We start from the raw sequence: 18,025 nt of genomic DNA, 5'->3' as shown, positions 1-18,025 counted from the left end.
AAAGCAAAGAAGAACACTATGTCCGAAAATAAAAAGCTCGATAAAATCACCGCCGTCAAAGGCATGAACGATATCCTGCCCGCCGACGCCCCCCTGTGGGAATTGTTTGAAAACACGGCCCAGTCCGTTCTGCAAAGCTACGGTTTCCAGCAAATCCGCACGCCGATCGTGGAAGAGACGAAATTGTTCGCGCGCGCCATCGGCGCCGTCACCGATATCGTGGAAAAGGAAATGTATTCGTTCACCGATTCGATGAACGGCGACAACCTGACCCTGCGCCCGGAAGGCACGGCCGGCGTGGTGCGCGCCGTCGTCGAGCACAACCTCGTCTACGAAGGTCCGAAACGCCTGTGGTACAAGGGCCAGATGTTCCGTCACGAACGCCCGCAGAAAGGCCGCTACCGCCAGTTCCACCAGTTCGGCGTGGAAGCCATCGGTTTCACGGGTCCGGATATCGACGCCGAGATCATCATGCTGTCGCGCCGCCTGTGGGACGACCTGGGCCTGGAAGGCATCCGCCTGGAACTGAACTCGATCGGCGACGCGGCCGAGCGCCTGCGTCACCGCGCCGACCTGATCGCCTACCTGGAAAGCCACAGCGAGCTGCTTGACGAAGAAGCCAAGCGCCGCCTGCACAGCAATCCGCTGCGCATCCTCGACACCAAGAACCCTGCCATGCAGGACCTGGTCAATGGCGCGCCGAAGCTGCTCGATTACCTGGGCGAGGAATCGCTGGCGCACTTCCACGGCGTGCAGAAGATCTTGAACCACAACAATATTCCGTTCACCATCAACCCTCGCCTGGTGCGCGGCCTCGATTACTACAACCGCACGGTGTTCGAGTGGGTCAGCGACAAGCTGGGCGCGCAAGGCACGGTCTGCGCCGGCGGCCGCTATGACGGCATGGTGGAAATGTTCGGCGGCAAATCGACGCCCGCCGTCGGTTTCGGCATGGGCGTCGAACGCCTGGTGCTGCTGATGAAGGATGCGGCCGAGCCGGAAGCGCCGGCCCAGTGCGACGTCTACCTGGTGCACCAGGGCGAGCAGGCAGGCTTGCAAGCGTTCGTGCTGGCCGAGCGGATTCGCGATGCGGGCCTGGACGTTGTGCTACATTGCGCAGCGAGCAACGGCGGCGGCAGCTTCAAGACGCAAATGAAAAAGGCCGATGCCAGCGGCGCGGCGTTTGCCGTGATCCTGGGCGACGATGAAATCGCCAACAATGTCGCGACGGTGAAAGCCATGCGCGAAGCCGATGCGGGTGCGCAGCAGAGCACGGTGCCGTTCGACGATGTCGTCGATTATGTGGTGGACCAGATCATCGGCGACCACGATTGCGGCCACGACCACGGTCCTGGCGGCCACGTGCATCACCACCATTAATTTGCAGCAAGACCGTACTACCCTCGATCAACTACTCATTCAAACTGACGACCCATGGCATACGATCACGAAGAACAAGAACAACTGGCAACCCTCAAGGCCTGGTGGCAGCGCAATGGCAATCTGACCTCCTGGGTCCTGATCGTGGCGCTGGCCGGCTACAGCGGCTGGGCTGGCTGGCAGTACTACCAGCGCACGCAGGCCGCGCAAGCGGGCCAGCTGTACGACGAACTGCAGAACGCCATCGCCGCCAAGGACACGGCCAAGGTGATGCGCGCGACCAGCGACATGCAGTCGCGTTTCAGCGGTACGGCATATGCACAGATGAGCGCCCTGGCCGCGGCCAAGGTGGCGTTCGACGCGAACGACCTGAAAACGGCCAAGACCCAGCTGCACTGGGTGGCCGAGCACGGTACGGAAGAGTACAAGGCCATCGCCAAGCTGCGTCTGGCCGGCGTCCTGCTGGACGAAAAAGCCTACGATGAAGCGCTGAAGGTACTGGCGACGGCCACCGTGGCGCAATTTGCCGGTGCCGTGGCCGACCGCAAGGGCGACATCCTGGTGGCGCAAAACAAGCTGGCCGATGCCCGCACGGCCTACCTGGCCGCGATAGCCGCGACGGACAAGAACAATCCAGGCCGTCAACTGATCCAGGTCAAACTGGAAGCGATCGGCGGCACGGTACCGGAAGACAAGGCCAAGGCTGACAAGGCCGCCGCCTGACAGGAACACTGATGGTGGTGCGGCCGCGCGGCGTTGTGCGCCGCCTGCCTTGCCCTTACAAGTACAAGAAAAAGGTTGGATAACACTTATGCGTGTCACTGAAAAGCTGGTAGCTGCAAGTCTGTTGGCCCTGATGGCCGGTTGCTCGTCGTGGAACCCGTTCGCCTCGAAAGATCCGAAAGTCGAGCCGGCCAAGCTGGTCGAGTTAAAATCGAGCATTGCCGTGCGCGACGCCTGGAAGTATTCGATCGGCAAGGCCGGCGTGTACGCGTTGACGCCTGCGCTGGCCGGCAGCAGCCTGTACGTGGTCAGCGCCGATGGCGCGCTGGCGCGCCTGGATGCGGCCAGCGGCCGTGAAACGTGGCGCATCAAGGCCGGCAGCGACATCACCTCGGGCGCCGGCAGCGATGGCGCCGTCGTCGCCGTCGGCGCCGCCAAGGGCGCCGTGCTGGCGTTTGACGCCGATGGCAAGCAGCTGTGGAAGGCGCAGGCGTCCAGCGAAGTATTGACGGCGCCCGTCGTGGGGCAGGGCGTGGTCGTAGTGCGCAGCGTGGACAACCGCATCGTCGGCTTCGACGCCAAGACGGGCGAACGCAAATGGACGGTGCAGCGCGCCACGCCGGCATTGACCTTGCGCAATGCGCCGGGCATGGTGCTGGGCGGCGCGAACATCTACGTGGCCCAGCCGGGCGGCAAGCTGCTGGCACTGACGGCAGCGACCGGTGTGGTACGCTGGGAGATCGTCGTCAGCGAACCGCGCGGCGCCACCGAACTGGAGCGCGTCTCCGACATCGCCGGCACGCCGGTGGTGTTCGAAGGCGAAGTGTGCGCCGTCACGTATCAGGGCAAGGCGGGCTGCTTCGACGCCGCCACGGGCGTGCCGCGCTGGACCAAGCCGATTTCGTCCGATGTGGGCGTGGCCGTCGACCAGCGTTTCGTGTTTGTTGCCGATGACCAGGGCGCCGTGGTGGCGTTCAGCCGCGAAGCCGGCCAGAGCGCCTGGAAGAATGAGGCGCTGGCGCGCCGCCGCCTGTCGACGCCGGCCTCCTACGGCCGCAGCGTCGCCGTCGGCGACTATCAAGGTTATATCCACTTCCTGTCACGGGAAGATGGCGCATTAATAGGTCGTGTCAGCACCGACGGTAGCCCGATTGTTTCGGCTCCCGTCGTTGCCGGTTCGAATTTGATTTTTCAAACCCAATCAGGGACAGTGACCGCTCTCGCGGTCGAGTAATACAATGAAGCCGGTAATTGCACTAGTAGGTCGACCCAATGTTGGGAAATCGACTTTATTCAATCGTCTGACCCGCTCGCGCGATGCGCTGGTGGCGGATTTGCCTGGGTTGACGCGCGATCGTCACTATGGCGAAGGCCGTGTCGGCGAACGTCCCTTCCTCGTCATCGATACGGGTGGTTTCGAACCCGTCGCCAAGGAAGGCATCATGCACCAGATGGCACTGCAGACCAAGCAGGCCGTGGCCGAGGCCGACGTGGTGGTGTTCATCGTGGACGGCCGTCAAGGCCTGACCCCGCATGACAAGACCATCGTCGACTTCCTGCGCAAGAGCGGTCGTCCGGTCTTGTTGGTGGTCAACAAAAGCGAAGGCATGCGCTACACGGCCGTCGTGTCCGAATTCTATGAATTGGGCATGGGCGATCCGTATGCGATCTCGTCGGCGCACGGTGACGGCGTCAACGACCTCGTCGAAGTGATGCTGGACCTGGCGTTCGCGCAGCGTCCGGATGAGCCTGAAGAGCTGGAAAAGACCGACCGCGGCATCAAGATCGCCCTCGTCGGCCGTCCGAACGTGGGCAAGTCGACCTTGATCAACACCCTGCTGGGCGAAGAGCGCGTGATCGCCTTCGACATGCCGGGCACGACGCGCGATTCGATCGAAATCCCGTTCGAACGCGATGGCCAGCAATACACCCTGATCGACACGGCCGGTATCCGCCGCCGCGGCAAGGTGTTTGAAGCGATCGAGAAATTCTCGGTGGTGAAAACCCTGCAGTCGATTTCCGAAGCCAACGTGGTCGTGCTGATGCTCGACGCGCAGCAGGACATTTCCGAGCAGGACGCGCATATCGCCGGCTTTATCCTGGAATCGGGCCGCGCGCTGGTGGTGGCCGTGAATAAATGGGATGGCTTGCAATCGCACCAGCGCGATGAAATCAAGATCGATATCGACCGCAAGCTCGATTTCCTGTCGTTCGCGCAGATGCATTTCATTTCGGCGCTGAAGGGCACCAACATCGGTCCATTGATGAAGTCGCTCAACGCCGCGTATGCGGCCGCCATGTGCGACCTGTCGACGCCGAAGCTGACGCGCGCCTTGATCGAAGCCGTGGAGAAGCAGGAACCGCGCCGCAAGGGTTCGATCCGTCCGAAGCTGCGCTATGCCCACCAGGGCGGCATGAACCCGCCTGTGATCGTTATTCACGGCAATGCGCTCGACGCCGTTGGCGATCCCTACAAGCGTTATCTGGAAAAACATTTCCGCGATACGTTTGCCCTGGTCGGTACGCCGCTGCGCATCGAATTGCGTACGGGTAAAAACCCGTTTGCACGCACGCCAAGCAAGTAATGAGTTAACAGCTGGATTAAGTGCATATTAAGGCGCCGCGGAGATAATGCGGCGCCGACAGCCAATTCAATGGTTATTTGCACGGAAATAATAAAGTGTTAATGCGCCATGCGCGACAGCGATCGCGAAAACAGGTTACAGTAGCTATGACGCATCTTTCTTTCTTTGAAAGGTGTGAGAGCACTTGAAATCAAGCGAGTCGCCTCCAATTCTTACACAACAACATAAACAACGGAGCTGTTATGAGCAACAAAGGGCAACTGTTACAAGACCCATTCCTCAATGCATTACGCAAAGAGCATGTTCCTGTCTCGATCTACCTGGTCAATGGCATTAAATTGCAGGGCCATATCGAATCGTTCGATCAATATGTCGTATTGCTGCGCAATACGGTGACACAGATGGTGTACAAGCATGCCATCTCGACAGTGGTGCCGGCCCGTGCCGTCAATCTCAATATTGAATCTGAAGCGGAGTAAAGCGTTGAGCTTGACGGCCCAGCGCCTTTCACCCTCTATCGCCCCCGTCCGCGCCAGCGGCGCTGATGCGTTTGCATCGGCGTCGGCGTTCGCCGCAACTCATCAGATGCCATCATGCGCGCGGCACTAGTCGGGGTTGACTTCGGTCACAGCGACTTCGCCGCCAGCATGGAGGAACTCATGCTGTTGTCGCGTTCGGCTGGCGCGGACCCGATTTCCACCATCACGGCCAAGCGTTCCAGTCCCGATTCCGCGTATTTCGTCGGCAGCGGCAAGGCCGATGAAATTGGCGACGTCGTCGTCAACGATGGCCTGGAAATCGTCATCTTCAATCACGCCCTCTCGCCCGCCCAGCAGCGCAATCTGGAAAAGCGCCTGAATGTGCGCGTGCTCGACCGTACCAGCCTGATCCTCGACATCTTCGCGCAGCGCGCCAAGAGCCACGAGGGCAAGCTGCAAGTCGAGCTGGCCCAGCTGCAGCATCTGGCCACGCGCCTGATCCGCGGCTGGACCCACCTGGAACGGCAAAAGGGCGGTATCGGCTTGCGCGGTCCCGGCGAGACGCAGCTCGAGACCGACCGCCGGCTGATCGGCGACCGTGTCAAGGCCCTGCGCGCGCGCCTGGAAAAACTGCACAAGCAGCGCGAAACGCAGCGCCGCGCGCGCGGCCGCAATCACACATTTTCGGTGTCCCTCGTCGGTTATACCAATGCCGGCAAGTCGACCCTGTTCAATGCCGTGACCAAGGCCGGCGTGTATGTCGCCGACCAGTTGTTCGCCACCCTCGACACCACCTCGCGCCGGGTTTACCTGGGCCAGGAAGTGGGCAACGTGGTGATCTCCGACACGGTCGGCTTCGTGCGCGAATTGCCGCACCAGCTGGTGGCCGCCTTCCGCGCCACGCTCGAAGAAACCATCCATGCCGATCTGCTGCTGCACGTCGTCGACGCCGCGTCGCCGGTGCGCATGGAGCAGATCGAGCAGGTCAACCTGGTCTTGAAAGAGATCGGCGCCGATCATATTCCGCAAATCCTCGTGTGGAACAAGATCGATGCGGCCGGGCTGGAGCCTTCGGTGGAGCGCGACGAATATGCTACGATCAGTCGCGTGTTCGTCAGTGCGCAGAAGGGCAGCGGGCTCGACCTGCTGCGCGATGCGATCGTCGAGATGGCCAGGAAGGCGCCCCGTTCTGCCCACCTGTATCAGAACGACGAAGCACCGCAGGAAGATCAGTTTGACGGTCAGTACGACCAGCACGATGGCGCCGCCCCGGACCAGGACGAAGAGCCTGGCGAGGACGATAGGATTTCCACCCACTCCCAAGTCGGAACACGATAGTTATGCTTGTCTCCCTACTCAAAAAAACAGGCTTGAAGTTGTCCCTGAACGATCCCCGCTGGGGCAATCGCAAGGACGACGGCAAGAAAGCCCAAGAAGGCAAAAAGCCCGGCGAAGGTCCGCCGGACCTCGATCAGTTGTGGCGCGATTTCAATCAGCGCCTGAACGCCTTTTTCGGACAGAAAAACCGTCCCGACAACGGCGGCAATAACAACGGTGGCGGCGGTGGCCCGCGCCCCGACATGAAGGGCGCCGGCATCACCGCCGGCGTCGTTGGCGTGATCGCCGTCTTCATCTGGCTCGCCAGCGGCGCCTTCATCGTGCAAGAGGGCCAGAGCGGCGTGGTGCTGACGTTTGGCCAATACACGCGCACGGCGCCGGCCGGTCTCAACTGGCGCTGGCCGTATCCGTTCCAGACCGATGAAACCGTCAACGTGTCGCAGGTGCGCACGGTGGAAGTGGGTTATCGCACGTCGCTGCGCAACAAGCAGGCCAGCGAGTCGCTGATGCTGACGGATGATGAAAACATCATCGACATCCAGTTCGCGGTGCAGTACACCTTGAAAGATCCCGTGGAATGGCTGTTCAGCCTGCGCGACCAGGAAGACACCTTGCGCCAGGTCGCCGAGACGGCGATCCGCGAAGTGGTCGGCCGCAGCAAGATGGACTTCGTGCTGTATGAAGGCCGCGAAAAAGTGGCTTTTGATACGCAGAAATTGATGCAGCAGATTCTTGAAGATTACAAGGCTGGCGTGTTGATTAACAACGTGACGATGCAGGCCGTGCAGCCGCCGGAGCAGGTGCAAGCCGCCTTCGACGATGCCGTCAAGGCAGGCCAGGACCGTGAACGCCAGAAGAATGAAGGCCAGGCCTACGCCAATGACGTCATTCCGAAAGCCCGCGGCGCAGCATTCCGCCTGGTGCAGGAAGCAGAGGCCTACCGGGCCATGGTGACCGAGAACTCCGAAGGTAACGCGTCGCGCTTCAAGCAGGTGCTGGTCGAGTACCAGAAGGCGCCGGCCGTCACGCGCGACCGCATGTACCTGGAAACGATGCAGCAAGTGTTCAGCAGTGCCAGCAAGGTCATGGTTGACGCCAAGACGGGCAGCAATCTGCTGTATCTGCCGCTCGACAAGTTGATCGCCCAGACGGCTGCCACCGATGCTGCCGCTGCTGCCGCCCGTGCTGCCGCGACACCCGCAGCCAACACCGTTTTGCCACAGGAAGCCATGCCGACAGTAGAAGTCAATCAGCGCCGTGACAGCCGCTCTTCGCGTGAACGGGAGAGCCGCTAATGAACCGTATCGTTGCCGCCCTGATCGCGGGCTTCATCGCGATCATGCTCCTTTCCTCGACCGTGTTCGTCGTCGATCAGCGTAAATATGCCATCGTCTTCGCCCTCGGTGAAGTCAAGGACGAGATCAGCAAGCCAGGCTTGTACTTCAAGCTGCCGCCGCCGTTCCAGAACGTCATCTACCTGGACAAGCGTATCCTGACGCTCGATACGCCGGAACCGGAACGCTTCATCACGGCCGAGAAGAAGAATATCCTCGTCGACGCGTATGTGAAGTGGCGCATCGTCAATCCGAAGACCTATTTCCGCAGCTTCGGCGGCGATGAAAGCCGTGCGCGCAACCGCATGTCGCAAATCGTCAAGGCGGCGCTGAACGATGAAATCACCAAGCGCACGGTGCGCGAAGTGATCTCGGGCGAGCGTGGCAAGGTGATGCAGGCGATCAAGGCCAAGGTGGCGGCCGAGGCCGAGGCCATCGGCGTAGGCATCGTCGACGTGCGCCTGAAGCGCGTCGATTACGTCGAGCAGATCAACAACTCCGTGTACGAGCGCATGAAGTCCGAGCGCGTGCGCGTGGCCAATGAACTGCGTTCCACCGGTTCGGCCGACTCCGAGAAAATCCGCGCCGACGCCGACAAGCAGCGCACGGTGATCCTGGCCGAAGCGTATCGCGAAGCCGAGAAGATCCGCGGCGAGGGCGACGCCAAGGCATCGCAGGTGTATGCGGAAGCGTTTGGCAAGAATCCGGAGTTCTACAAGTTTTACCGTAGCCTGGAAGCTTACCGCGCCACCTTCAAGGACAAGGGCGACGTGATGGTGGTCGATCCGAGTTCGGAATTCTTCAAGTACTTCAAGGGTAACGGCACGGCCGCTCCGTCCAAGAAGTAAGACAGCATCGGTACTGCGCCAGTCCGCAAGGACGGGTGGCAGCAGCGGGGCCGGCATCGATGCCGGCCCCGTTTTTTTGTGCCCGTCTAGTTGTTGCGGGAAGGCGTAAAATGCGGTGTTTTTAGGGCCGTGCGGCAGCGTTTCGGACAACTTATCCCTAAAGGCCCGTGTTTTCGCGTAAAATATCAGGTTCGGCCTCTTGCCTGGCGCGCCCGCCGCTGCCTCGCATGATGCATTTTTTCAACTTTCTTCCGTATCTCGCTCCCTCATGCCGAATTGGCTTTTGCCCGAAAATATTGCCGATGTTCTGCCGTCGGAAGCGCGCAAGATCGAAGAGCTGCGCCGCCTCATGCTGGATAATTTCCGTCTGTACGGATATGAACTGGTCATGCCGCCGCTGCTCGAGTATCTGGAATCGCTGATGACCGGCGCTGGCAAGGATACCGACCTGCGCACGTTCAAACTGGTCGACCAGCTGTCGGGCCGCATGCTCGGCCTGCGCGCCGACATGACGACGCAAGTGGCACGCATCGACGCCCATCTGCTCAACCGTGCCACCGTCACCCGCCTGTGCTACGCCGGCAGCGTGCTGCATACCCGTCCGTCGGGCCTGCACGCCACCCGCGAACCGCTGCAGATCGGCGCCGAAATCTATGGTCACGCCGGCCTGGAAGCGGATGCCGAGATCCAGGAACTGGCGCTCGCTTCGCTGGCACTGGCCGGTTTCGACAGCGTGCGCCTGGATCTGTCGCACGTCGGCCTGTTGCGCGCTATCATTGCGCAAGACGCCGCCGCCGGGCGCGACGAAGCTGCGCTGTACGCCTTGCTGCGCGCGAAAGATGCGCCGGGCCTGCGTGCCCTGACTGCCGGTTACGACGCCGTCACGCGCGATGCGCTGCTGGCCTTGCCGAACCTGTACGGCGACATCGATGTGCTGGCGCGTGCGCGCGAAGTGCTGCCGCCGCTGCCGGGCGTGCTCAAGGCGCTGGCCGAACTGGCCGCGCTGGCAGGATCGGCCCTGGGCCGCGCCGAAGTGGCGATCGACCTGGCCGACCTGCGCGGCTACCAATATGAAAGCGGCGCGATGTTTGCGCTGTATGTACCAGGCTTGCCGAACGCGGTTGCGCGCGGCGGCCGTTATGACCACGTCGGCGAAGCGTTCGGCCGGGCACGTCCCGCGACCGGCTTCTCGCTCGATTTGCGCGAACTGGCGCGCCTGTTGCCGACCGCGGAACGGAAGCATTCGATCCGCGCGCCGTGGGGCAGCGCGCCAGAATTGAAGGAAAAAATCGCCGAGTTGCGCAAGGCGGGCGAGGTCGTGATCCAGAGTATGCCGGGTCACAGTAATGAACAAGACGAGTTCGAGTGCGATCGCGTGCTGGTACTTGCCGATAATGGTAGTAGCTGGATTCTTAAAAACTTAGGTTGAGTGATGTCAAAGAAAATTATGGCAAAGAACGTTGTTGTCATCGGCACCCAATGGGGCGATGAAGGTAAAGGCAAGATCGTCGATTGGTTGACCGATCACGCCCAAGGCGTGGTGCGCTTCCAGGGCGGCCACAATGCAGGCCACACGCTGGTCATCGGCGGCGTCAAAACCGCACTGCAGCTGATCCCGTCGGGCATCATGCGTCCAGGCGTCGCCTGCTACATCGGTAACGGCGTGGTCGTTTCCGTGCCGGACGTGCTGCGCGAAATCGACAAGCTCGAAGCTGTCGGCGTCGAAGTCGCCTCGCGCCTGAAAGTGTCGGACGCGGCGCCCGTGATCCTGCCATACCACACCGCGATCGACCTGGCGCGTGAAGCCAAGCGTGGCGATGCGAAGATCGGTACCACCGGCAAGGGCATCGGCCCGGCCTACGAAGACAAAGTGGCGCGCCGCGCGATCCGTATCGCCGACCTGCTCAACGAGAAGCGCTTTGCCGAAAAGCTGGCCGAAAACCTCGATTACCACAACTTCGTGCTGGAAAACTACCTGAAGGCGCCGAAAGTCGACTATCAGAAGACCCTCGACGACGCGCTGGCCTATGTGCCGCGTTTGCGTCCGATGGTCACCGACGTGTCGAGCGCGCTGTACAAGGCGCACAAGGCCGGCGCGAATCTGCTGTTCGAAGGCGCGCAGGGTTCCCTGCTCGACGTCGACCACGGCACCTATCCGTTCGTCACCTCGTCGAACTGCGTGGCCGGCAATGCCGCCGCCGGTTCGGGCGTCGGTCCTGGCATGCTGCACTACATCATGGGCATCACCAAGGCTTACACGACGCGCGTCGGTTCCGGCCCGTTCCCGTCGGAACTGCCAACGGATGCAGGCGTTGGCCACCATCTGGCGCAAGTCGGCCATGAATTCGGCACCGTTACGGGCCGTGCCCGCCGCTGCGGCTGGTTCGACGCCGCCTTGCTGCGCCGCTCCGTGCAGATCAACGGCGTGACGGGCATGTGCCTGACCAAGCTGGATGTGCTGGACGGTATCGAAACGCTGAAACTGTGCACCGGCTACACCATCGACGGCGTGGCCACGGACATCTTCCCATCGGGCGCTGAAGAAGCCGCCCGTTGCGTGCCCGTGTACGAAGAGATGCCGGGCTGGACGGAAAGCACCGTCGGCGCGAAATCGCTGGCGGCCCTGCCTGCCACGGCGCGCGCCTACATCAAGCGCATCGAAGAACTGGTCGGCGTACCGGTGGACATGGTTTCGACCGGTCCGGATCGTGAAGAAACGATCGTGCTGCGTCACCCATTCGAGTAAGCTGCTGGACACAATCCGCCGCAAGGCGGATTTTTTTAATCACGCTAATAATAAGATTTCACTATCATGACTACCCCTCAATCGAACGATCAACATCTCTGGGTCAACTGGGAAGAGTACCACCGCCTGATCGAGCGCCTGGCGCTCAAGGTCTACGAATCGGGCTGGAAATTCGACCAGGTATTGTGCCTGGCGCGCGGCGGCGTGCGTCCTGGCGACGTGTTCTCGCGCATTTTTGATTTGCCGTTGGCCATCCTGTCGACCAGCTCCTACCGCGAAGACGCGGGCACGGTGCGCGGCGACCTCGATATCGCCAAGTACATGACCATGACCAAGGGCCCGCTGGCCGGCCGCATCCTGCTGGTCGACGACCTGGCCGATTCCGGCGTCACGCTGGACAAGGTCACGCGTCACCTGAAGGAAAACTTCCCTGACGTGACCGAAGTCAAATCGGCCGTGATCTGGCTCAAGGGCTGCTCCGTCGTGCGTCCCGACTACTTCCTCGACGAACTGCCGCACAATCCGTGGATCCATCAGCCGTTCGAAGACTACGACGGCCTGCGTCCGCACCAGCTGGCGGCGTGGATCAAGAAGGGCGAAGCAGGCAAGTAATTGCGTGCGCGCTTGCAAAAAAAAGACGATCGTGTATCGTCTTTTTTTTCGTCCAAGGAAATGCGATGACCATACTGACGACGGCGCGGCTGCGCCTGGAACCGATCAACGAGAGCCACTACGAGCGCATGCGCACGCTCAACACCGATCCCGAGGTGATGACCTACCTGAACGCGGGCCAGCCCGAGACCGAAGAGGTGACGCGCGCGGCCATCGCGCGCACCATGGGCCGCTGGGTCGAATGGGGTTATTCGTGGTGGGCGCTGATACGCCTCGATGACGGTGAACTGGTGGGCATGGCCTGCCTGCAGCACCTCTCCGGCGACAGGGCCAATCCCCTTGAAATCGGCTGGCGCCTGGCGCGCACGGGCTGGGGGCAGGGCTATGCCAGCGAGGCGGCGGCCGCCATCGTCGCGCATGCGTTCGACGTCGTCGGCGCACCGGAAGTGGTGGCCGTGGCCCATCCCGACAACGCCGCCTCGATCAAGGTCATGACGCGCCTGGGCATGCAATATGTGGGCATGGAGCGCCATTACGATATCGACAGCGTGGTCTACCGCCTGGCGCGCCCATGACGGCAGCGCGCAAGCTGCTGAAGCTGGGCTGCAGCTACGGCGTGCGGTTTTCGCCCGACGGCACGCGCCTGGCCGTGCTGGGGCGCGACCTGGTCCTGTGGGATGTGGCGGCACGCCAGAAACTGTGGCGCGGCAAATTCATCGCGCACATGTCGGGCCTTGCCTTTTCGCCCGATGGGGGCCGGCTGGCCATCAAGAGCACGACGGGCCAGCTGGCCGTGGTGGATGCCCAGGCGGGACAACTGCTGCTCAATTTCCAGAACAGGAAGGATGGCGAAGGTTGCGGCCCGGCGTGGTCGCCGTGCGGGCAGTATATTGCCGATGGGGGCTGGGATGGCAGCCTGCGGCTGCGCGACGCGCAAACGGGCGAGCTGCTCTTCACGCAGGAGCTTCCGGGCGAGATGCTGCGCGCCATGCACGCCATCGATGGCGGGCGGCGTTTGCTGGTCCTGCACGGCGTCAAATCGGTGGACGAGGGGCAGGTGCAGCCGCCCGACTACTGCAGCGTATGGGACTGGCCCCTGCAGGCGGGCGGCGGGCGCAAGGTGCTGTCGCTGCCAGGACTGAAGTCGTGCGCGCCATCGCCCGACGGAGCGTCCCTGGCCGTGCTGCATCACGCGGGCGGCGAGGAGTTCCTGTCGGTGTATGCGCTGGCCGATGGCCGCCGGCTGGCCACGGTGCCGGTGGAGGCGGGCGGCGGCACGGGCGACGCCCTGCGCTGGCTGCCCGACGGCAGCGCGCTGGGACGCATCGGCAAGGGCAAGCTGCTGTTGTATGGCTGGCCCGGGTTAAACGTCCTGGCGCAGGAAGAATTGACGTATCCCTGCGCGCTGGACTTTTTGCCCGGCTCGCCATTGTCCGCCATCGGCTCCTGGGAATCTGGCATGCTGATGGAGTTGAACATACACAAGGAAACCGCATGATCACCTGTTATTTGCGCTACATCATCGACCCGTATAAATTGCGGGAATTCGAAGCCTACGGCAAGCTGTGGATACCGCTGGTCGAACGCTTCGGTGGCCAGCATCACGGCTACTTTTTGCCATCGGAAGGCGCCAGCAATGTGGCCCTGGCCATGTTCTCGTTCCCCAGCCTGGCCTTGTACGAGCAGTACCGCAGCGATTCGATGCAGGACGCCGAATGCCAGGCCGCCTTTCGCTATGCCGAGGAGACGCGCTGCATCGTCAGCTACGAGCGCAGTTTTTTCCGCCCCGTGTTTGCCTGAATAGGGTCAATCGCGCTGCGGCGCGCCCAGGGGGAAGAGGTGACGGTACGGACGTGCCTCTTCCACCGCGCGGGCGAACGATGGACGGGCCAGCAAGCGGGCGCGATAGGCGCGCAGCAGGGGCAGCGTGGCGGGAATCGGCTGCGTCCAGTCCGCATAGAACAGCGACGGAGCGGCGGCGCAGTCGGCCAGGGTAAAGTCTTCGCCCGTCGCCCACGTCTTGCCGGCCAGGCGGGTTTCCAGCCAGGCGTAGGCGAGATCCAGCTTGTTGCCGGCAAACACGCGGCCTTCCTCGGTCTTCGCCGGGGCGCCCGTCAGGGCGGCGCCGACGGCATGCTGCACGGGCGTCATGACGTGCAGGTCGAAATAGCGGTCGAGAAAGCGCACGTCCAGCGCCTGCATGGCGTCGTCCGGCAGCAGGCGCAGCGGGCCGGGATGGGCCAGTTGCAGGTATTCGATGATGATGCTGGTCTCGGCGACGTTGCGCTCCCCATCCACCAGCAGCGGAAACTTGCGCAGCGGCCAGCGTTCCAGCCACTGCTGCAGGTGCTGCGGCATGTCCGGCGCCAGGCAGCGGAAATCGAACGGTATGGCGTTTTCGTACAGGGCGATGAGCACCTTTTGCGTGTACGAGGAAAAGGGATGGCCGTAGAGGATCAGCGACACGGTGGGATCTCCTGTGCAAGGTTGGCAACACGCACGTGCAGCAACGATAGTGCAATCACAGGATCAATGCAAGCGGTCCGGGCCGTTCGTGCACCGGCCGTTCCCGCTTGTATTCCTGGCTCGCCCGCCGTCTAACCGAGGCTCGCCAGGTAGCGCAATCCCGTGATGCTGGGGAAAAAGCAATACACGCCGCCCCGCGTGATGACACTGCGCGAGAAATGCTGCAGTTTTGTATTGCCGCTGCCCTTGGGGCTCACGCCGGGCAGGGTGAAGGAGCTGACGGCCGGGTCGTTGATTCCCAAAAACACGTCCTGGCCGCTGATGTTGAACGTGGCATTGCCCGCCTCGGAACCGGCCGGACCGACTGCCGATTTGACGAAGGCATCGTCGTCGTTCCATTGCGCCATCAGGAATTCGAATTGATTGCGCAGGCTGGCATTGATGAAATAGCCGACCAGGCCGCGCTGCTGCGCGATGGGTGCGGCCGGATCATATTCGCTGCCGTAGGGCATGGCGCGCCGGACGATGCGGTGGTGGCGGGCGGAGGTGCCCACGACGCCTTCGTCGCGCGGATTGTTGCGCCGGATATGCGCGCCGACCGGGCATTTCAGGCCCAGCGTGTCATCCAGTTCCGGCTGTGCGCCATCGACATAGTGAAAGCGGTTCAGGCTGTCGTCCGGCAGCACGGGGCCGGCCTCGTCCGGTCTGAGCACCAGTGGATTGCCGTTGCGCCAGCGCCCGCACATCTTGGCGGCCAGCATCTCGGTGCTGAGCCCGGAACTGGCCGCGCCCTGGCTCAGGATGCTGTCGAACAGGGGCACGTCCTGCTCCAGGATGCGGAAGGCGGCATAGCTGCCATTGGTGGACAGTTGCGGCGGCTGCACCTGGTAGGTGCCGCCATTTTCATTCAGGTAGCCAAGCAGGAATTCCCCCGTCTTGACGCTGTTGAGCGGGTCGGGGTCGTGTTCGTGCTTGCGCTGCGGGGCGCCATCGACGTCCGGCTGGGCGATGCTGTCGCGGTAGCCGAAATGCACGCGGTTGCCTGGCAGGGCCATGCCGTCGTGTGCATACAGTTCACGCCAGCCAGCGGCAAAGGCGCTGCGCAGTGTGGCCGTGGTCTCCTGCAGCACGTCCTCCGATTCGCTGACCCATAGGCTCAGCAGCGCATGCACCTGGCCATGCCGGGTGGCCGGCCCCAGGTTGCCGAGCCAGTGTTCGGGGGCGCTGTCGCCCACGTCGCCCACGGCAGCGACGCTGGCCGGGTCGGCCGCGCCCCGTCGGAATGCCTGGTCAAAGGTGGCCAGGTCGGCCGCAGCAACGCCCAGCGCGGACAGGCCGGGAGCGGTAAAGCTGAGGTTCAGGAAGCAGGGCGGCTTGGGATGGATATGGCGCGCTGTGGTTATCGACGGCAGTCCGTCGCTGCCGTCGAGCAGGGCCGCGATGGTGCGCCGCGCCTGCCCCGCATCCGTGATGCTGAGGATGAAATGGCGCGCCAGGTTGACGCGGTAGCCGCGCAGGATCGTGCCTTGCACGTCGTCGTAATCGATGGTGGGATCGGCCATGCTGTCTCTCCGGGGGCTGGGGGTGTGACTGGCAGGGTGGTGGGGCCGCTTGCGCAGCCCCGGCGTGGTGTCGAGTTCAGACTGAAGCGAGGATTTGCTGGACGGTCTGCGGATAGGCGCTATACAGGCCGTTATTGGGCACGTGCTGCGCAGCGTCGTTGGCGGTGATGAAGGCTTCAAAAGCAGCCACGTGGTTGGCAACGGGCATCAGCGCCTTGCCGCCCACGACAAACTGCAGCAGCGCGTCGAATACCTCGCCCAACTGGGCCACGAAATCCTCGATGTAGCCGTTGAAACTGCCGTCGTACTCGGTGATGACGCCGATGACGAGGGTGTTGGAAGCGCCCGCCGAGTTAATGTTGGGCAGCAGATTGGCCTGGGAGCGGTCAAGCAGGGTGAAGCGGGCAAAGTGCACGGTACCAATATCGGTGAGGGCGGCATTGATCTTCGCCTGGTATTCCTGCAACGCTGCGGCGATGGAAATCGGATTGGTGCCGGGCAGTACCGGCATCATCAAGCACAGTGGATTTGCCATGGGAAGCTCCTCATTACGTGGTTGTCGGGAGGGCCGACACTACGCCGCGGCGCCCACTGCGTCAAAAACTATATTTTTGAACTTGTTGCTAAATTCGCACCATTGCAACATGATAGTCGATATGAAATGTAGTCTCATGTGGATAGTCGCCGGGGCTGGCCGGCACTGGGGGACACTCTGCCGCCAGGCTGTTCCGGCCTGTTGCGGGAAGCGCAAGTGGCGCCGCCGGCAGCGCCGGATTCTGGACGATTATTTCTGCAGAATGGGATGGCGATGCGATGCCGGCCGCCTGGTGCCTGGCCTTAATCCTCAGCCTGGAATTCGCTGGCCGAGACGAACAGGTCCCACGAGGCGATGAACAGGGCCGCCACCACGGGGCCGATGACAAAGCCGTTCAGACCAAACAGGGCCATGCCGCCAACGGTCGACAGCAGCACCACGTAGTCGGGCATCTTCGTGTCCTTGCCCACCAGGATAGGGCGCAGCACGTTGTCGACCAGGCCGATGACGAAGACGCCGAAGGCGGCCAGGCCGGCGCCTTGCCAGATGGCGCCCGTGGCCAGGAAATAGGCGGCCACGGGCGCCCAGACGAGGGCGGCGCCGACGGCCGGCAGCAGCGACAGGAAGGCCATCAGCACGGCCCACAGCAGGGGCGCCGGCACGTCGAGGAACCAGAACGCCAGGCCGCCGAGGGCGCCCTGGGCGATCGCCACGAGAATGTTGCCCTTCACCGTGGCGCGGATCACCGTGGTGAAATTGGTGAACAGGCGCTGCTTGTACTTGCGGCTCAGCGGCACGGCGTTCTTGATGCGTGCCGACAGGGTCGAGCCATCGCGCATGAGGAAAAACAGCAGGTACAGCATGATGCACAGGCTGGTGAGAAATTCGAAGGTGTACAGGCCCACATTGATGGCTTTGACGGCCACCACCTGACTTACCTGCGTGGCGCCCTCGGCCAGCTTGTCCTGCAGGCTGGCCAGGCTGGTCAGGTTGAAGCGGTCGAGCAGGTTGATCAGCCATTGCGGCAGCACGGCCATGATTTTATTGAAAAACATGGCGACCGTGATTTCGCCCGAACGCACCATTTCCACGACGCTGGCCGCCTGGTTCACGAGCGATACGGAAATGAGCGACAGCGGCAGGATCACGATGACGATGATCAACAGCAAGGTCAGCAGCGACGCGAGGCCGGCGCGGCCCCTGGTTTTGGCCAGCAGCCAGCGGTACACGGGCGCGAACAGGATCGCCAGGATGACGCCCCAGAAGATGGCGCCCGCATACGGCGCCAGTATCCAGCCGAAGCCGATGGTGACGATGCTCAAGAGGAGCAGGAACACTTTCTGGTGCAGCGTGAGGGTAGGCATGGGCGATAGCGCAATGATAAGGGTTGAGTTGCCCCATCATAAGCGAGGCCAAG

Annotated in this window: 18 protein-coding genes; 14 read left to right on the top strand and 4 right to left on the bottom strand. The window is 62.5% G+C overall.

What is annotated here, in order from left to right:
• Nucleotides 1-18 precede the first annotated feature (18 nt).
• The 14 genes from hisS (at nucleotide 19) to CSQ95_RS26480 (ending at nucleotide 13,845) form a co-directional block, all read left to right on the top strand.
• Nucleotides 19-1,380, top strand: a complete 1,362-nt coding sequence (gene hisS, locus CSQ95_RS26545) for a histidine--tRNA ligase (protein WP_070221912.1) — start codon at nucleotides 19-21, stop codon at nucleotides 1,378-1,380.
• Between the two features lie 54 nt (nucleotides 1,381-1,434).
• Nucleotides 1,435-2,103, top strand: coding sequence for a tetratricopeptide repeat protein (locus tag CSQ95_RS26540; protein ID WP_099411647.1), 669 nt, complete (start codon nucleotides 1,435-1,437; stop codon nucleotides 2,101-2,103).
• A gap of 88 nt (nucleotides 2,104-2,191) precedes the next feature.
• Nucleotides 2,192-3,337 (top strand): outer membrane protein assembly factor BamB, encoded by a 1,146-nt coding sequence (bamB, locus tag CSQ95_RS26535; RefSeq protein ID WP_070221914.1) that lies wholly within the window; start codon nucleotides 2,192-2,194, stop codon nucleotides 3,335-3,337.
• A 4-nt stretch (nucleotides 3,338-3,341) separates the two neighbouring features.
• Nucleotides 3,342-4,688 carry a ribosome biogenesis GTPase Der gene (der, locus tag CSQ95_RS26530; RefSeq protein WP_070221915.1) on the top strand — a complete coding sequence of 449 codons (1,347 nt, stop codon included), beginning with the start codon at nucleotides 3,342-3,344 and terminating at the stop codon, nucleotides 4,686-4,688.
• Nucleotides 4,689-4,930: 242 nt separating this feature from the next.
• The gene (gene hfq / locus CSQ95_RS26525) at nucleotides 4,931-5,167 is read left to right on the top strand and encodes an RNA chaperone Hfq (RefSeq protein ID WP_008450615.1); all 237 of its coding nucleotides are present in this window, start codon (nucleotides 4,931-4,933) and stop codon (nucleotides 5,165-5,167) included.
• Nucleotides 5,168-5,281: 114 nt separating this feature from the next.
• Entirely contained in the window at nucleotides 5,282-6,505 is a 1,224-nt protein-coding gene (gene hflX / locus CSQ95_RS26520; RefSeq protein ID WP_046685708.1) for a GTPase HflX, read from the top strand.
• Nucleotides 6,506-6,507: 2 nt separating this feature from the next.
• Complete coding sequence (gene hflK / locus CSQ95_RS26515; RefSeq protein WP_070221916.1) at nucleotides 6,508-7,800, top strand: FtsH protease activity modulator HflK; 1,293 nt, start codon at nucleotides 6,508-6,510, stop codon at nucleotides 7,798-7,800.
• Nucleotides 7,800-8,687 carry a protease modulator HflC gene (gene hflC, locus CSQ95_RS26510; protein WP_070221917.1) on the top strand — a complete coding sequence of 296 codons (888 nt, stop codon included), beginning with the start codon at nucleotides 7,800-7,802 and terminating at the stop codon, nucleotides 8,685-8,687. Before hflK ends, hflC begins: the two co-directional genes overlap by 1 nt.
• Before the next feature lie 268 nt (nucleotides 8,688-8,955).
• On the top strand, nucleotides 8,956-10,116 hold the full coding sequence (locus tag CSQ95_RS26505) for an ATP phosphoribosyltransferase regulatory subunit (protein ID WP_070221919.1): 1,161 nt from the start codon (nucleotides 8,956-8,958) through the stop codon (nucleotides 10,114-10,116).
• A 3-nt stretch (nucleotides 10,117-10,119) separates the two neighbouring features.
• Complete coding sequence (locus CSQ95_RS26500; RefSeq protein WP_034752021.1) at nucleotides 10,120-11,433, top strand: adenylosuccinate synthase; 1,314 nt, start codon at nucleotides 10,120-10,122, stop codon at nucleotides 11,431-11,433.
• A 66-nt stretch (nucleotides 11,434-11,499) separates the two neighbouring features.
• Nucleotides 11,500-12,045, top strand: coding sequence for a phosphoribosyltransferase (locus CSQ95_RS26495; RefSeq protein WP_034752020.1), 546 nt, complete (start codon nucleotides 11,500-11,502; stop codon nucleotides 12,043-12,045).
• A gap of 65 nt (nucleotides 12,046-12,110) precedes the next feature.
• Entirely contained in the window at nucleotides 12,111-12,620 is a 510-nt protein-coding gene (locus tag CSQ95_RS26490; RefSeq protein WP_070221921.1) for a GNAT family N-acetyltransferase, read from the top strand.
• Entirely contained in the window at nucleotides 12,617-13,543 is a 927-nt protein-coding gene (locus tag CSQ95_RS26485) for a WD40 repeat domain-containing protein (protein ID WP_099411646.1), read from the top strand. The genes CSQ95_RS26490 and CSQ95_RS26485 overlap by 4 nt, the downstream gene beginning before the upstream one ends.
• A complete protein-coding gene (locus CSQ95_RS26480) occupies nucleotides 13,540-13,845 on the top strand; it encodes an NIPSNAP family protein (RefSeq protein WP_034752016.1) in 306 nt (101 codons plus the stop codon). Before CSQ95_RS26485 ends, CSQ95_RS26480 begins: the two co-directional genes overlap by 4 nt.
• A gap of 6 nt (nucleotides 13,846-13,851) precedes the next feature.
• On the opposite strand, the gene CSQ95_RS26475 is transcribed toward CSQ95_RS26480, so the two are convergent.
• The 4 genes from CSQ95_RS26475 to CSQ95_RS26460 all read right to left on the bottom strand — a co-directional run bounded on the left by CSQ95_RS26475 (nucleotide 13,852) and on the right by CSQ95_RS26460 (nucleotide 17,972).
• Complete coding sequence (locus CSQ95_RS26475; RefSeq protein ID WP_099411645.1) at nucleotides 13,852-14,511, bottom strand: glutathione S-transferase family protein; 660 nt, start codon at nucleotides 14,509-14,511, stop codon at nucleotides 13,852-13,854.
• Nucleotides 14,512-14,642: 131 nt separating this feature from the next.
• A complete protein-coding gene (locus CSQ95_RS26470) occupies nucleotides 14,643-16,073 on the bottom strand; it encodes a hypothetical protein (RefSeq protein ID WP_099411644.1) in 1,431 nt (476 codons plus the stop codon).
• Between the two features lie 76 nt (nucleotides 16,074-16,149).
• Entirely contained in the window at nucleotides 16,150-16,608 is a 459-nt protein-coding gene (locus CSQ95_RS26465; RefSeq protein ID WP_099411643.1) for a hypothetical protein, read from the bottom strand.
• Nucleotides 16,609-16,910: 302 nt separating this feature from the next.
• Nucleotides 16,911-17,972, bottom strand: coding sequence for an AI-2E family transporter (locus CSQ95_RS26460; protein ID WP_099411642.1), 1,062 nt, complete (start codon nucleotides 17,970-17,972; stop codon nucleotides 16,911-16,913).
• Nucleotides 17,973-18,025 lie beyond the last annotated feature (53 nt).

It is taken from the genome of Janthinobacterium sp. BJB304, assembly GCF_002735765.1.
Lineage (GTDB): Bacteria > Pseudomonadota > Gammaproteobacteria > Burkholderiales > Burkholderiaceae_D > Janthinobacterium.
The sequence above is the reverse complement of the archived record's forward strand: the minus strand, read 5'-3'. Positions and strand labels throughout refer to the sequence as shown.

What these genes read in the sequence shown, in the direction of transcription:
- hisS (WP_070221912.1), top strand. Translation starts at nt 19, where the DNA reads ATGTCCGAAAATAAAAAGCTCGATAAAATCACCGCCGTCAAAGGCATG.
- CSQ95_RS26540 (WP_099411647.1), top strand. Translation starts at nt 1,435, where the DNA reads ATGGCATACGATCACGAAGAACAAGAACAACTGGCAACCCTCAAGGCC.
- bamB (WP_070221914.1), top strand. Translation starts at nt 2,192, where the DNA reads ATGCGTGTCACTGAAAAGCTGGTAGCTGCAAGTCTGTTGGCCCTGATG.
- der (WP_070221915.1), top strand. Translation starts at nt 3,342, where the DNA reads ATGAAGCCGGTAATTGCACTAGTAGGTCGACCCAATGTTGGGAAATCG.
- hfq (WP_008450615.1), top strand. Translation starts at nt 4,931, where the DNA reads ATGAGCAACAAAGGGCAACTGTTACAAGACCCATTCCTCAATGCATTA.
- hflX (WP_046685708.1), top strand. Translation starts at nt 5,282, where the DNA reads ATGCGCGCGGCACTAGTCGGGGTTGACTTCGGTCACAGCGACTTCGCC.
- hflK (WP_070221916.1), top strand. Translation starts at nt 6,508, where the DNA reads ATGCTTGTCTCCCTACTCAAAAAAACAGGCTTGAAGTTGTCCCTGAAC.
- hflC (WP_070221917.1), top strand. Translation starts at nt 7,800, where the DNA reads ATGAACCGTATCGTTGCCGCCCTGATCGCGGGCTTCATCGCGATCATG.
- CSQ95_RS26505 (WP_070221919.1), top strand. Translation starts at nt 8,956, where the DNA reads ATGCCGAATTGGCTTTTGCCCGAAAATATTGCCGATGTTCTGCCGTCG.
- CSQ95_RS26500 (WP_034752021.1), top strand. Translation starts at nt 10,120, where the DNA reads ATGTCAAAGAAAATTATGGCAAAGAACGTTGTTGTCATCGGCACCCAA.
- CSQ95_RS26495 (WP_034752020.1), top strand. Translation starts at nt 11,500, where the DNA reads ATGACTACCCCTCAATCGAACGATCAACATCTCTGGGTCAACTGGGAA.
- CSQ95_RS26490 (WP_070221921.1), top strand. Translation starts at nt 12,111, where the DNA reads ATGACCATACTGACGACGGCGCGGCTGCGCCTGGAACCGATCAACGAG.
- CSQ95_RS26485 (WP_099411646.1), top strand. Translation starts at nt 12,617, where the DNA reads ATGACGGCAGCGCGCAAGCTGCTGAAGCTGGGCTGCAGCTACGGCGTG.
- CSQ95_RS26480 (WP_034752016.1), top strand. Translation starts at nt 13,540, where the DNA reads ATGATCACCTGTTATTTGCGCTACATCATCGACCCGTATAAATTGCGG.
- CSQ95_RS26470 (WP_099411644.1), bottom strand. Translation starts at nt 16,073, where the DNA reads ATGGCCGATCCCACCATCGATTACGACGACGTGCAAGGCACGATCCTG.
- CSQ95_RS26465 (WP_099411643.1), bottom strand. Translation starts at nt 16,608, where the DNA reads ATGGCAAATCCACTGTGCTTGATGATGCCGGTACTGCCCGGCACCAAT.
- CSQ95_RS26460 (WP_099411642.1), bottom strand. Translation starts at nt 17,972, where the DNA reads ATGCCTACCCTCACGCTGCACCAGAAAGTGTTCCTGCTCCTCTTGAGC.